General features: G+C 38.6%; 12 protein-coding genes. 1 reads left to right on the top strand and 11 read right to left on the bottom strand.

Annotated elements, in window-relative coordinates:
- From ABD676_RS10710 to ABD676_RS10730, 5 genes are all read right to left on the bottom strand, one after another.
- Window positions 1-721 (bottom strand): IS3 family transposase (locus ABD676_RS10710; protein WP_344674667.1); only part of this gene is annotated, 721 nt, incomplete at its 3' end.
- Window positions 718-1095, bottom strand: coding sequence for a transposase (locus ABD676_RS10715; protein WP_344674080.1), 378 nt, complete (start codon window positions 1093-1095; stop codon window positions 718-720). The genes ABD676_RS10710 and ABD676_RS10715, both read right to left, overlap by 4 nt.
- 312 nt (window positions 1096-1407) lie before the next feature.
- Window positions 1408-2610 carry a porin gene (locus ABD676_RS10720; protein ID WP_344674668.1) on the bottom strand — a complete coding sequence of 401 codons (1203 nt, stop codon included), beginning with the start codon at window positions 2608-2610 and terminating at the stop codon, window positions 1408-1410.
- A 14-nt stretch (window positions 2611-2624) separates the two neighbouring features.
- On the bottom strand, window positions 2625-3692 hold the full coding sequence (locus tag ABD676_RS10725) for an agmatine deiminase family protein (protein ID WP_344674669.1): 1068 nt from the start codon (window positions 3690-3692) through the stop codon (window positions 2625-2627).
- A 144-nt stretch (window positions 3693-3836) separates the two neighbouring features.
- On the bottom strand, window positions 3837-4712 hold the full coding sequence (locus tag ABD676_RS10730) for a carbon-nitrogen hydrolase (RefSeq protein ID WP_344674670.1): 876 nt from the start codon (window positions 4710-4712) through the stop codon (window positions 3837-3839).
- A 159-nt stretch (window positions 4713-4871) separates the two neighbouring features.
- Here ABD676_RS10730 and dinB point away from each other — a divergent pair, with 159 nt between their 5' ends.
- Window positions 4872-5942, top strand: coding sequence for a DNA polymerase IV (gene dinB / locus ABD676_RS10735; protein ID WP_344674671.1), 1071 nt, complete (start codon window positions 4872-4874; stop codon window positions 5940-5942).
- A gap of 74 nt (window positions 5943-6016) precedes the next feature.
- Here dinB and ABD676_RS10740 read toward each other — a convergent pair whose 3' ends face one another.
- From ABD676_RS10740 to ABD676_RS10765, 6 genes are all read right to left on the bottom strand, one after another.
- Window positions 6017-7402 (bottom strand): exonuclease domain-containing protein, encoded by a 1386-nt coding sequence (locus ABD676_RS10740; RefSeq protein ID WP_344674672.1) that lies wholly within the window; start codon window positions 7400-7402, stop codon window positions 6017-6019.
- 74 nt (window positions 7403-7476) lie between these two features.
- Entirely contained in the window at window positions 7477-8481 is a 1005-nt protein-coding gene (gene asnA, locus ABD676_RS10745) for an aspartate--ammonia ligase (RefSeq protein ID WP_344674673.1), read from the bottom strand.
- A 143-nt stretch (window positions 8482-8624) separates the two neighbouring features.
- A complete protein-coding gene (locus tag ABD676_RS10750; RefSeq protein WP_344674674.1) occupies window positions 8625-9911 on the bottom strand; it encodes an anthranilate synthase component I family protein in 1287 nt (428 codons plus the stop codon).
- 4 nt (window positions 9912-9915) lie between these two features.
- Complete coding sequence (locus ABD676_RS10755) at window positions 9916-11187, bottom strand: adenylosuccinate synthase (protein WP_344674675.1); 1272 nt, start codon at window positions 11185-11187, stop codon at window positions 9916-9918.
- 127 nt (window positions 11188-11314) lie between these two features.
- Complete coding sequence (locus tag ABD676_RS10760; RefSeq protein ID WP_344674676.1) at window positions 11315-11809, bottom strand: Fur family transcriptional regulator; 495 nt, start codon at window positions 11807-11809, stop codon at window positions 11315-11317.
- A gap of 82 nt (window positions 11810-11891) precedes the next feature.
- Complete coding sequence (locus ABD676_RS10765; RefSeq protein WP_344674677.1) at window positions 11892-14096, bottom strand: RelA/SpoT family protein; 2205 nt, start codon at window positions 14094-14096, stop codon at window positions 11892-11894.
- Window positions 14097-14235 lie beyond the last annotated feature (139 nt).

Raw genomic sequence — 14235 nt, forward strand, 5'->3', positions numbered from 1 at the left:
TCTCCGATATCCGGTATTCGTCCTTCAGTATCCCGTTCAGTCTTTCCGCCACGGCATTGTCGTACGGGCTTCCCGATTGGGTCATGCTGATCGCTATACCCTTGGCCTGCAGTACCTTGACATAGTCCGTGCTGCAGTACTGGATACCCCTGTCCGAATGGTGGATCAGGTCGTGATCGGGATACATCCGGTTTTTGACGGCCATCCTCAGGGCACCGATGCAGGCCTCCGCAGTGGGCCTGTGGGTGAGCCTATAGCCGACGATCTTCCTGGAGTAGGCATCCGTGATCAGGCACAGGTAGACCCATCTATGCCTGATGCGCACATAGGTGATATCGCTTACCCAGATCTGTTCGGGTCGGTCGGGATGCCCGCGTTGGACCAGGTCTGGCCATTTCTTGAAGCGGTGCCGGGACTGCGTGGTAACCACATAGCGTTTCCTGGGCTTCACCAAAAGATTGTTCTCCCGCATCAGGGCAAAGAAGGAGTCCCTTCCCAGGCCCACCATGGATTCGCCCATCTCGCGAAGCAGGATGCTCCGCAGTTTGATACAGCCCATCCGGTGGGAGTCCTTGCGGATCTCGCCCACGCGCTTCAATATCAAGCCGCTCCGAACCTCGGTCTCCTGCTCCCTGGCCGTCTTTTTATAGAAGGATTGTCGCTTTTTGCCAAATAGTCCACAGAGCCGTTCAAGGGAGATATTCCCAAAGCTCACCTTCATTTCTTGGACGATTTGGCACCAGACTTTTTTCCGATCTCGGTACCAAAGAGTTCCTCGGCCTTCTTGATCATCATCTCCAGGGCAGTGATCTTCAGGTTCGCCTCAAACAGATCGTCCCTAAGCTCGCGCTCGCTCTTGTTGGACAGGTCGAGTTCTGGAGCGTCCGTGGGAACTTCAAGGTCCAGCTCACTTTCCCATTGCTCATACCACTTCAGGAAATAGCGAGATGTTGCCTCGCTGTTGAGATTGTGCTTCCTGGCCAGTTCGGAATGGCTTAGCTTACCCTCTAGGTATTCCCTGGCAACAAGGATCTTCAGGGTGTCGCTGTGAACTGGGGCAACCCCTCCTTTACGTTTTTTTGTCGGTTTACTCATGTCGTTAAATTTACGTTTTAATTGTTCGGATTTTGTAAACCATTTTCAGGAACGGACAAATGAAACAACAGACAAAAGACACTTGAAAAAGATATGAGATATGAGACCGCTACACTGTTAGATATGAGATAGTGGAAAGGATAAAAGGGAAAAAAGTAAAGGTGATCTTACAAGTTAAATGATCCTGGTTGGATAATCGTTGGCTTAAGAAATCAACTCATTCAAAGGACCATTTTTCAAAAGATTCGGTATATTGAAAAATAAAAAGGTCGGAAAATTTTCCGACCTATTTAAATATTTTTGATTAAGGAATTAGATTCCAAGTTCTACTTGGAAAATTCCTCCCCAAATGGCTTTTTGGTTGTTATTGTTGAAATGTCCGTCTTTAAACGTATAATTTGCGTTTAATTGGAATTTTAAACGGTGTGCTTTCATATATTTGGTTAAACCAAGCTCGATAACTTCGGTTTGTCTTTCCAGATCTTGGATGTCTTTATGCGGTTGAACCAAGGTGTAACGACCTGCAATTTCGTATCCCATGTCCATCAAGTATGAGACCTGTTGGTTAACACCCCATCCTTTATAGGCTGATGTCTCTTGTGGATCGTCTTCAACAGTCCAGTTTAATGGATTATCGACATCACGACGCATATATTCAGCTTGGTAAGCAAAACCTTGATACTTGAAAATCATATCTGCGAAACTGGTTTTCAATGTCATTGGGTTTTGGACGTAGCGACCGGTTTGGCCACCCTCGCGTGTAGTTCTGTCGTTGTAGGAGTATCCACCACCAATTGACAACTTAGGCGTTTCTTCACGCTCTAAATCGCCTTCTTGATAATCATTCTCATTGGTGAATTTACCAAGTGGAAGGAATTCCACGCGACCAGTATATGCAAGGCCATCATCCGTGGAGTTTGCTGGTCGACCTTCACCTGTTGAGATAGCACCTTTAGCTCCAAAAGCAACTGATCCTAAATCTTTGCTGTAGTTAAGGGAAATACCAAAATCACGGTCAACAGTAAAGTTAGAATTCACTAATGAACGATCAGCAAATTGCAACTGTCCGGATGAATTTACCCTTTGACGGTTACCTGGTAGTTTGTTTTGTCCAAAAGAAATATAGAAATCGTCGGAAAAGTTATAGAACATCACCGCGTCTCGAACAATATTTGGAACACCTGTATCATCATAATCCTGATCACTTCTAGTGAATGCTAGCTGAACCGAGTAAGAGATTTTAGGCGTATAAATATATCCATCCATACGCATTCTAAGCCTACGAATTCGAGCATCAAACTTTCCATCGTCCTCACCATTCAGTTCGTTGGAAAACCCTAGACGGTTCTGCATACGAAAACGAAAGTTGGTATAAAATAAAGAATCCTTGGATTTGTATTGTATCCCTTTAAAATTAAGAATAGTGGCACGGTCATCACGTTCCTGAGCATTTAAATGCAGCATACCGAAAAATACCGTTAACGATAGGAGTAGGAGTCGAAAAAATGGCTTCATACGTATAAATTAAATTATATTTTTGGTTCTTGTTGACTTAAACAGTGGAAACTTCCTAATCCCCAGATGATATCGACCGAGTCAATGCCGATTACCTTACGGTCAGGGAAGCAAGATTGAATAATAGCTAATGCACGTTCATCGTTTGCATCGTTGAAAACCGGAACAATGACCGTTTTATTTGCGATGTAAAAATTTGCGTAAGAAGCAGGTAATTGTTGATCTTCATAAATTACAGGCTTTGGCATCGGTAATTCTACAATTTTCAATGGTCTACCATCCAATAAACGCATGGTTTTTAAAGATTCCAGATTTTCCTGTAAAATTGGATGATTCTCATCGTTTGGATCATCTTCAACAACCGTTAAAACGGTGTCTTCAGTAACAAAACGAGTGATATCATCAATATGTCCATCCGTGTCATCTCCAATGATACCATCACCTAACCAAAGAACTTGGTCTTGGCCATAATAGTCCAATAAATACTGCTCAATTTGTTCTTTAGTCAAATGGGGGTTTCTATTTTCATTCAATAGACAGGCGGTTGTTGTAAGTACAGTTCCTTTACCATTGAATTCAACTGAACCACCTTCCATAACGATCGGAGGCGTGAATAATTTTAGGTTAAATTCTTTGGCAATTCTTGTAGGTACTACATCATCTAAGTCAAAAGGGGGGTATTTACCACCCCAGGCGTTGTATCCCCAGTCAACGACTGCTTTTTCACCTGTTTGATCATTGATAACGAATGCCGGTCCGTGATCACGGCACCAAGCATCGTTAGTTGGGTTCATGTGGAAACTGATGTTTTCCATATTTGCTCCAGCGGCTTCAATATGCTTTGTAGCAAAGTTTTTCATTTCCTCATCAGCCACATTGATTCGCACCAATTGATCATCGGCAACAATTTTAATGAACTGTGAATAAGGGGCATAAATGGTTTCTAATTTTCCAGGCCAAGATTCCTCTTTATGTGGCCAACTTAACCACAATGCTTCTTGAAGTTCCCATTCCGCAGGAAATCTAAATCCAAGAGCCTTAGGTGTTTCGTTTGTATTGTAAAGGGATGAATTGTTATTCATAGCTTAAAAACGTCGTACGATTATCTGAAAGTCTCATTTTTGGGTTTTGGAGAAGTTTTCAGACAATCCTACTTAAATATAAATGGTATTCTAGTTAATATAATGAGCAGCAGTCTATTGGACTACTGCTCGAGGGTATTTTATTTAATCTTCATCAATAAAGCGTTTCATTATAGGCGCATAGGTATCAATACGTCTATCTCGAAGGAAAGGCCAGTGCTTACGGAAATAATCAGACTGGTTTAAGTCGATATCCACAACTTCCACTTCTTCTTGATCATGTGAAGCTAGATAAAGTAATTTTCCTTGTGCATTAGCCACAAAGCTACCACCCCAGAATTTCATCGCACCATCTTGTTCGAATCCAACGCGGTTTACCGATACTACCGGTACACCATTTGCTACGGCATGCGAACGTTGAATAGTTTGCCAAGCATTGTATTGATCGGTATTTGTTTCTTCATCTTGATCTGTGGCCCAACCAATAGCAGTAGGATAGAACATGATTTCAGCACCCATCAAGGCTGTAATACGAGATGCTTCAGGATACCATTGATCCCAACAGATTAAGATACCGATAGTTCCAAATTTCGTTTTGAAGACTTTATATCCAAGATCACCTGGTGTAAAATAGAATTTCTCATAAAAAGCAGGATCATCAGGAATGTGCATTTTACGGTATTTACCTAAATAAGTTCCATCAGCATCCAAAACTGCGGTTGTATTATGGTAAAGACCTTGCGCACGCTTCTCAAACAAAGAAGCGATAATCACCACACCTAATTCTTTCGCTACAGCAGATAAGGCATCGGTAGATGGACCTGGGATAGCTTCAGCTAAATCGAAGTTATCATAGTCTTCCACATCGCAAAAATATAGGGAAGTAAAAAGTTCTTGTAGACATACGATTTGCGCACCTTTTGCAGCGGCTTCACGTACTTTAACGATTGCTTTGTTCAGATTTGCTTGCTTATCTTTCACACAAGACATTTGAACCAAACCAACTTTAACTTTGCTCATTTTTCTAAATATGTATGATTTAGCTGCAAAGATACTATATTTTATTGAGCATGAATGCTTGTTAAGGACAAGCAACACAAATTTTGACGAAAAAATGTGTCTTTAAAGCTTGGGATAAATGTTTTATTTTGCTTCATGGTATATGCTTATCTTTGATACATGCGGAAAATCATTCACATCGACATGGATGCCTTCTATGCTTCAGTAGAGCAAAGAGACTTTCCGGAGTTTCGTGGGAAGGCACTTGCCGTGGGTGGTTCGCCTGATGGGCGTGGTGTCGTGGCAACGGCCAGCTATGAGGCCCGTAAATACGGTGTGAAATCCGCCATGTCCTCTCGAATGGCATTACAACTATGTCCGCATCTGCTTTTTACATACCCTAGATTTGATGTTTATAAAGAAGTTTCTATTCATATTCGAGGCATTTTTAAACGCTATACAGATATCATAGAACCTTTATCCCTAGATGAAGCATATTTAGACGTTACTGAAGATAAATTGGGGGTAGGATCAGCAATTGAAATCGCTAAACAAATCAAAGTAGCCATTCGTGAAGAACTTAATCTAACGGCTTCAGCTGGTGTATCTGTCAATAAATTTGTGGCTAAAATAGCTTCAGATTTGCAAAAACCCGACGGATTAACCTTTATAGGACCGTCTAAAATTGTCAAGTTTCTGGATCAACTCCCCGTAGAAAAGTTTCATGGTGTAGGTAAAGTTACAGCTAAGAAAATGAATCAGATGGGGATCTTTACAGGGCATGATCTAAAGCGCTTTACCGAACAGGAGCTCATCTTTCACTTTGGTAAATCGGGTAAATTCTTTTTCTACATCGTTCGTGGTGAGGATGATCGTCCTGTAAGACCCAATCGGATCAGTAAATCAATTGGTGTTGAAGACACTTTTGAAAAGGATTTATTCGAATTGGAGGATCTTAAGGAAGAATTAATACGCTTGGCTGAAAAGGTGTTCAAACGTATAGAACGAGCAAACAAACAAGGGAAAACCATTACGCTAAAGATAAAATTCGCTGATTTTACCCAAATTACCCGAAGTAAAACTTTACTTAATCCTTTTGAAAAATTAGAAGATATTGAACTTCAAGGTTTGGATTTATTGGATAAGCTAGAATTGCAAGATAAAAGAATTAGGTTGTTGGGCTTGACGGTATCTAATTTTAAAGATGAGAAAGAGAATGATAAGGTATCAGCGCAGTTAAGGTTGTTTTAGGAGGATAGAGGTGAATGTTGTGTTTGTATTCGATTAAAAGATAACCCTAAATAATAAAACAATTAAAATATCCTTTAAAGTGCAATTTCTTTAATATGCATGATTTTGGAAGGGAATGCTTGGGCGTAATTATCGGCTAAATTGTTCATGTAATAATTACTTATCACTAAGTTTTCTTGACAAATTATTTCTTCGATATCTTGAATTTCCATTTCATTATCTATGAAACCCAATGCATGTACTTTATTGTCTTTGAAGTAGATATAGCTTTTTTCTGAAGTATTTCTTCCTCTATCAATGATGATATAGGATCGCTTGAAATTTATTAAATTTTCTAATGCTTGATTGGCTCTTGAATTGTAGGATTCTACAGCTGGAAGCTCTGATTGATTGATGGCTTCAGTTCGTTCTTTGGTGCTGTTGCCGGCGTTGAAGAAACTAATTAATCGGTAATCTAATTCGTGTTGTTTAACCAGACGCATAAGAAATTGGGTAGATTCGTGAACCGTATTGAAGGCATAATGTGGGTACACATGTTTCCTAATCTGGCAAATGGACAGCCTTAAATATCCTTTTTGATCCTCATAGGATATCAAACCATATTTGGCTTCATATTTTTTAAGGGCGCGATTGTAGATTGGCCAATGCTTTTTTATCAGATCACATTCCATTAGAAGGGCCATCAATTCAGTCCCTGATTCTCTAAATTCTATGTCAGCAATTTCATTAATGAAGTTTTGCCTTCGTAATCCTTGGTTATTGCCTGTAAAATGAGAGATTACTCTTTTCTTGATATTAATTGCTTTCCCTACATAGATTATTTTACCACTCGAGTTTTTAAAGATATAAACACCAGCTGTTCCTGGAATAGATTCAAAGACCTCAGTTGGAATGTTTGTAGGAAGTCTTTGCTCTTTGGCATTTGCCTGAATAGCTTTATTAATAAAATTCTCCGTGTCATTCTCGTATATGCGCTGAAATAAGGTAACGGTTGCTCGAGCATCACCTGCAGCTCGATGTCGATCGGTTAAGGTAATTCCTAAGGATTGACAAAGTTTTCCAAGGCTGTAAGAAGGTAAACCTTTAAAGGTTCTTCTGGCTAATCTAACCGTACACAGTCGTTGTGCCTTCCAATCGTAGCCGGCGGACTTTAGCGAAGCCAACAGAAAGGAATAATCAAAATGAACATTGTGTGCTACAAATATTCGATTTTGCAATAAATCGAATATTCTTTCTGCTACCTCTGGAAAGGTAGGAGCATCTTGAACCATCTCATCATTGATGCCTGTTAATGCTTGAATATGAAAGGGAATGGGCTGAAGGGGGTTAATTAATGTACTGAATTCTTCAATTATCTCCTTTCCATCAAATATAAATATTGCTACTTCGGTAATCTGACTCGCGGCAGCATATGAGCCTGTAGTTTCAATATCGACAATAGCAAATTGAGCTTCCTTCATAAAACAAAAATACTACTAATAATTTTATTTACTAAAATTATTAGTAGTATTTCAATCTATTAGAATACTTTTTTTTAAAGTAGTTCTACACCTTGGTCTAAAAGGGTTTCTTTACGCTTAGGATCCCATATACTTACTTGTACTTCACCGATATGTTTAAGTTTTAACATAAACATACATATTCTAGATTGTCCAATACCACCACCAATTGATTCTGGTAGTAAATCGTTTAATAACATTTGGTGGAAAGTAAGTTGTTGTCTGTCCAGGCTATTTCTGATTTCCAATTGTGTCATTAGCGCCTTTTTGTCTACTCGAATTCCCATAGAGGACAATTCAAAAGCAGCATTTAGGATAGGGTTCCACACTAATATATCACCATTTAATCCACGGTAACCGCGTTCGTTGCCTGTACTCCAATCATCATAATCCGCAGCACGACCATCATGAGGCATACCGTTGGAGAGATTGCCGCCAATGCCATATAAAAATACTGCACCATATTCTTTCGCAATAGCATTTTCACGCTCTTTAGGTGTAAGGTCAGGATAAGTTAAAAGCAACTCTTCAGAAGAAATGAAGTGGATATTTTCTGGTAATACAGCTTCAATATGCTGGTATTGCTGAGCTACAGCTTGTTCAGTCCCATAAATTACAGCATAAATATCTTCTACTGTCTTTTTAAGGAAAGTCAGGTTTCTATGATCTTGAGTGATGCAACATTCCCAGTCCCATTGGTCCACATAAATAGAATGTATAGGCGAATAATCTTCGTCAGGACGTAAAGCTCGCATGTCGGTCAATATTCCTTCGCCTGGTTCCATTTCTAATTCACGAAGACGAATACGCTTCCATTTAGCTAAAGAATGAACAACAACTGCACGTTGATCATCTAAGGATTTTATAGGAAAAGTTACTGGTCTTTCGATGCCATTTAGGTCATCATTAATACCTGTACCATCTAATACCACGATAGGTGAGGATACAGGGGTAAGATTTAAGGCTTTCTTTAATCCAGCCGCAAAAGTCTCCTTAACAAACGTAATCGCTTGTTCTCTTTGTAAAATATGACGTCCCATTAAGTCTTTACTTATTTAATAACATAGCTGTGTGGTTTAAAAATAAACCATAGTCTTATAATTGCTTACAAAAATACAAAAATGTTAATGATTTGAATGATTTATTGAGAAAATAATTACAAAACTTTGTAATTGATGTTGATTTATTCAACAGAATTGCTAAGTGCTTGAAGGATAGCACTTGCTTTGGTTAAACACTCTTGATATTCATACTCTGCTTGTGCTTCTATAGTAATGGCACCGCCGGTACTGAAGGATAAGTATTTATCTTTTGCATTATATAATATGGTACGAATGACCACATTAAAATCAAAATCACCATTGGGTGCAAAGTAGCCTATTGCTCCTGAATATACGCCGCGCTTGGAATGCTCATATCGATCGCACATTTGCATGGCTGATAATTTGGGCGCCCCAGTCATAGATCCTGCAGGGAAGGTGTTTTTAATTAAATCTGTGGCTTTTGAGTTTTCTGAAGCCTGACATGTGATGGTCGAGATCATCTGGTGAACATGTTTAAAGCTGTAAATACCAAGCTTTTCAGTTACTTCTACAGTTCCAGGAATTGCACTACGGGTAAGATCATTGCGCACAAGGTCAACAATCATAATGTTTTCTGATATCTCCTTAGGATTATTTCGGAGATTTTCTTTGAGGATTTGGTCCTCTTCAGGAGTTTTTCCTCGTTTGGCTGTTCCTTTAATGGGTTGAGATATTAAGGTCTGTCCACGCTTAGCCAAAAAACGCTCAGGAGAGGCACTTAAGATGTAATTATTATGCCATTTAAAGAACGAAGCAAAAGGAGTAGGGGATATTTTGTTTAATTGTAGAAACAGCGCTTCAAGATTTGAGATTTCTGCATCAGCATCATAAAATTCCTGACAAAGATTGACTTCATAGATGTCACCACGCTTGATATGATCCATCATCTGGTTGAAAGCCGTTGAATATGCTTTCTTGTCCATCTTAGGTTTAACTTGACCAGTATAAGAAAATTCTTCTTCCAATGTATTGTTTGACTGGATAAGGTCAAATATTTCCTGAGGATCATCATCAGATTCAATGATTACTTCTTTTTCTAAAAATTTAATGGTTGTTTTCGGAACGAAAAAGTAAGCATCAGGAAATGCTAATGGATTAGGAAATTTACTTTGTAAATCTTCCAGTTCGTTCTTAAGGTCGTAACTAAGAAATCCCGGTATCCAATGATTAGGATATCGGGATTTAAAATCTTCTATTTGAGCAAATGCTTGACCTACATTCGCGATAAGTTCATCTTTAGCATCAATGGCTAAAAGGCTCTGTATTTCAGAATAATGGTCTTGAAAACCATTAGAATGGAATAGACAAACCTGATCGAAGCTTTTAGACCATTGTAAAGCTTTTTTTAGAAAGATAGACGTATCGGTATGAAAGCTGGCTTTAGCCATTTGCCTATAATTCGATCGTTTGCTTACGGTCAGGTCCTACAGATAGATATTTGATTGGCACATTCAATTCTTTTTCTAAGAATGCAATGTAATCAGCTAAAGCAGTAGGGATTTCAGATTTACTTTGAATACCAGTTAAATCTTGGTTCCAACCTTGTATTTCCGTATAAACAGGTTCTGGTTTATTGGTAATAATCTCGTAAGGCATGTAATCAATTTGTTCACCTAAGTAATTATAGTGCGTACATGCGTAGATTTTATCAAAAGTATCCAAAACATCGGCTTTCATCATAATCAATTCGGTAATACCATTGATCATGATAGCATATTTTAAAGCAGGAAGATCAATCCATCCGGTACGACGAGCACGGCCAGTAGTAGCACCAAACTCATGACCTAATTGACGTAATTTTTCGCCTGTTTCATCTTCTAATTCGGTTGGGAAAGGACCTCCACCAACGCGTGTAGCGTAAGCTTTGAAAATGCCATATACTTGTCCAATTTTATTAGGAGCAATACCTAAACCAGTACAAGCACCAGCAGTAGTGGTATTAGATGAAGTTACAAATGGATAAGAACCAAAGTCAACATCTAATAAAGTACCTTGAGCACCTTCAGCTAAAACACGTTTACCATCTTTCAAATACTGGTTAACTAAGTGTTCTGAATCAACGTGAGGAATAGATTTTAAGAATTCAATAGCATCTAAGAATGCTTTTTCCTTTTCAGAGAAATCAGGGATTTCACCGTAATGAGAAAGCATAGAAAGGTGTTTTTGCTTTAATTTCTCATAACGTTCCTGGAAGTCTGATAATGTGGTATCACCCACACGTAGGCCATTTCTACCGGTCTTATCCATGTATGTAGGGCCAATTCCTTTTAATGTAGATCCGATTTTTCCAGCACCCATATTGGATTCCGAAGCGGCATCTAGCAATTGATGGGTTGGAAGAATTAAGTGAGCTTTACGAGCAATCACCAAATTACCCTTACCAACAGGGTCGAAACCAGCTGCTTTAAGGTTATCTAATTCTCTCTTAAGGATGATTGGGTCAATAACCACACCGTTACCGATTAGGTTTAGTGTTCCTTCATTAAAGATTCCAGAAGGAATGGTGTTTAATACGAATTTTTTGTTGTCAAATTCTAAGGTATGTCCGGCATTTGGACCTCCTTGGAAGCGAGCGATTAAATCGTATTTTGGACAAAAAACATCAACGATCTTTCCTTTACCTTCGTCACCCCACTGTAAACCCAAAAGCACATCAACTTGCATAGTATTTACTGAATTATATAGTTAAAATTATTGTTTGATTATCTATTAAAAATAAATGTTCGGCAAAGGGATATGATGGATAGCCATTTGCCGAACAAAGGTATATATTATTCCTTCGAATGTTAAATTAATTTGAAATAACTTCTTCCTTAACGGAGGATTCACTGGCCATTTTGCTTTTTCTGCAATCGGCACATATACCGTATAGATTTAGAGAATGGTGTTTAATGTCAAAATTTAACAAATCCCCAATCATAGATTGAATCTGGTGAATGCGAGGATCACAGAATTCAACTACTTTATTACATTCAATACAGATCACATGATCGTGTTGTTTATAACCATAAGATTTCTCAAATTGAGCCATGTTTCGCCCAAATTGATGTTTGGTAACCAAATCACAAGATACCAGCAGCTCTAGGGTATTGTATACCGTAGCACGACTCACGCGGTACTTCTTGTTTTTCATATGGATATATAAGGATTCCACATCGAAGTGATCCGATCTAGAATAGATTTCTTCCAATATCGCGTAGCGTTCTGGAGTTTTTCTTAGATTCTTGTTTTCTAGGTATGCTTCAAAAATCTTTTTAACAGTTTCGTAACTTTCGCCCTGTTTCATATGATTCCTTAAGGTTAAAGATTCAAAATTACCATTTTAGAATGGCATTCACTATTTAATTCTGTCAGCTGCTTGTAAGTCTTTAGTTCTCTGATTCATATCGGGTAACCCCAGTGATACCGGAGATCTGTTTCAAGTTGCGGATTAGATTGTCCAATTGCGCAGTATCATTCACAAATACCATGATATCACCTTCAAATATACCCTCATTACTGGATATTGAAAGAGAACGGATGTTCACATGGAAATCGTGCGAGATAACGGTAGTAATCTTATTTACCAATCCGACATCATCAATACCCACGATTTTTAATCCGGTTAAAAATGCTACGTTGTTTTGTAGAGACGCCCAACGAGCTTTCAATATACGGTAGCCATAATTTGCCATCAATTTAGAAGCATTTGGACAGCTCGTACGGTGGATTTTGATGCCGTCGTTAACAGTTAAAAATCCAAAGATGTCATCACCAGGGATCGGATTACAACAAGGAGCAAGCGTGTAATCCACTTTCTGCCCATCATCACCAATTAAAATGGTATCCTCTTTCTTATTGATTTTCTCCACCAATCCCGTAATATGCGATTGAAATTGGTTCTGATTAGCATCTTCAGATCGTTCATTGGCAACAAATTCCCTTAGGTTTTTAATGTCAATGCTGCCTTTAGCTACATTATAGAATAGATCTTGTGAACTCTGAAATTTAAAATAGTTGGCTATTTTATTGATGTTGTCCGTATTGTACGTGATTTTAAGTGATTTTAGTTTTCTCTCCAGAATCTCCTTACCATCCTCCGCTACCTTACGTTTTTCCTCTTTTAAGGATGACTTGATCTTAGATTTTGCTTTCGCCGTAACTACGAAGTTTAGCCAATCTTCCTTAGGTGTTTGCTTATTGGAGGTAATAATTTCCACCTGATCACCATTCATTAGTTCATGACTTAAAGGAACTAATTTGTGATTAACCTTAGCACCAATGCATGTTGCGCCAATATCTGTATGGATTTCAAACGCAAAGTCCAGTGCAGTCGCGCCATTCGGTAATTGCACTAAAGTACCCTTCGGGGTGAAAATGAAAATCTCATCAGAGAAGAGGTTCATTTTGAAGTCATCCACAAAGTCCATGGCATTGGTCTCCGGATTGCTTAGGATATCCCTAACTTTTTGAATCCATTGATCTAATCCATTATCAGAATTGGACTCCTTGTATTTCCAATGTGCAGCAAAACCTTTCTCTGCGATTTCATTCATTCGTTTCGTACGGATCTGAACCTCCACCCATTGTCCTCTAGGTCCCATTACAGTAGTGTGTAAGGACTCGTATCCATTTGCTTTGGGTGATGATACCCAATCACGCAATCTGTCCGGATTTGGTCTGTAAAGGTCAGTTACGATAGAATAAACTTTCCAACACTCTGTTTTTTCCTTTTCATCCACCGTGTCAATAATGATACGGATAGCGAATAAATCGTATACCTCTTCAAAGGGTATAGATTTCTTACGCATCTTATTCCAAATAGAGTGGATAGATTTTGGTCTACCGAATACAGAGGCAGTAATACCTTCTGCACCTAATATTTCTTTAATAGGACCAATGAAGTCAGCAATAAACTTTTCACGTTCTGCTTTCTTTTCATTGAGTTTCTTTGCAATAAATTTATAAGTATCAGGGTCAGTGAACTTCATGGAAAGATCTTCCAATTCTGACTTGATAGCATATAATCCTAGTCTATGGGCTAGGGGAGCATACAGGTAACTGGTTTCAGACGCTATTTTTAATTGCTTATGGCGAGCCATAAACTCCATTGTTCGCATGTTATGCAAACGGTCAGCTAGTTTAATGAGGATAACACGAACATCGTCAGCAAGCGTTAAAAGCATCTTACGGAAGTTCTCAGCTTGCATGGAGCTATTAGGATCAAAGATTCCAGAGATTTTCGTTAATCCATCAATGATACGTACAACCTTCTTCCCGAATTGCTCCTCAATATCTTGTAGGGTCACAGAAGTATCTTCCACGACATCATGAAGCAATGCGCAGACTATGGATGTGGTTCCTAAGCCGATTTCTTCTGCAGCAATCTGGGCTACAGCAATAGGATGGTAAATGTATGGTTCGCCTGATTTACGGCGCATATCCTTGTGACTTTCGAGTGCCAGATCGAAAGCTTTACGGATCTGTTCTTTATCACCTTTTTGAAGTGTCGGTTTACATGCTCTTAATAATGCACGATATCTTTTACGGATTTCCTTGTTTTCTGCCTCAATATCAATCACGTATTCTTCCATAAAACTTCCTCAGTACTAAATTGATGTTAAAATAATTTATTAATTTTAATGTACTAAAACCAATGTTTTTTAGTAATTTGTGTAATGTATAAATATACGGAAATATTTTGACTTTTAACGATAGAGAAATAATAAAAAA

Source organism: Sphingobacterium kyonggiense (assembly GCF_039536825.1).
GTDB classification, from domain to species: Bacteria; Bacteroidota; Bacteroidia; order Sphingobacteriales; family Sphingobacteriaceae; genus Sphingobacterium; species Sphingobacterium kyonggiense.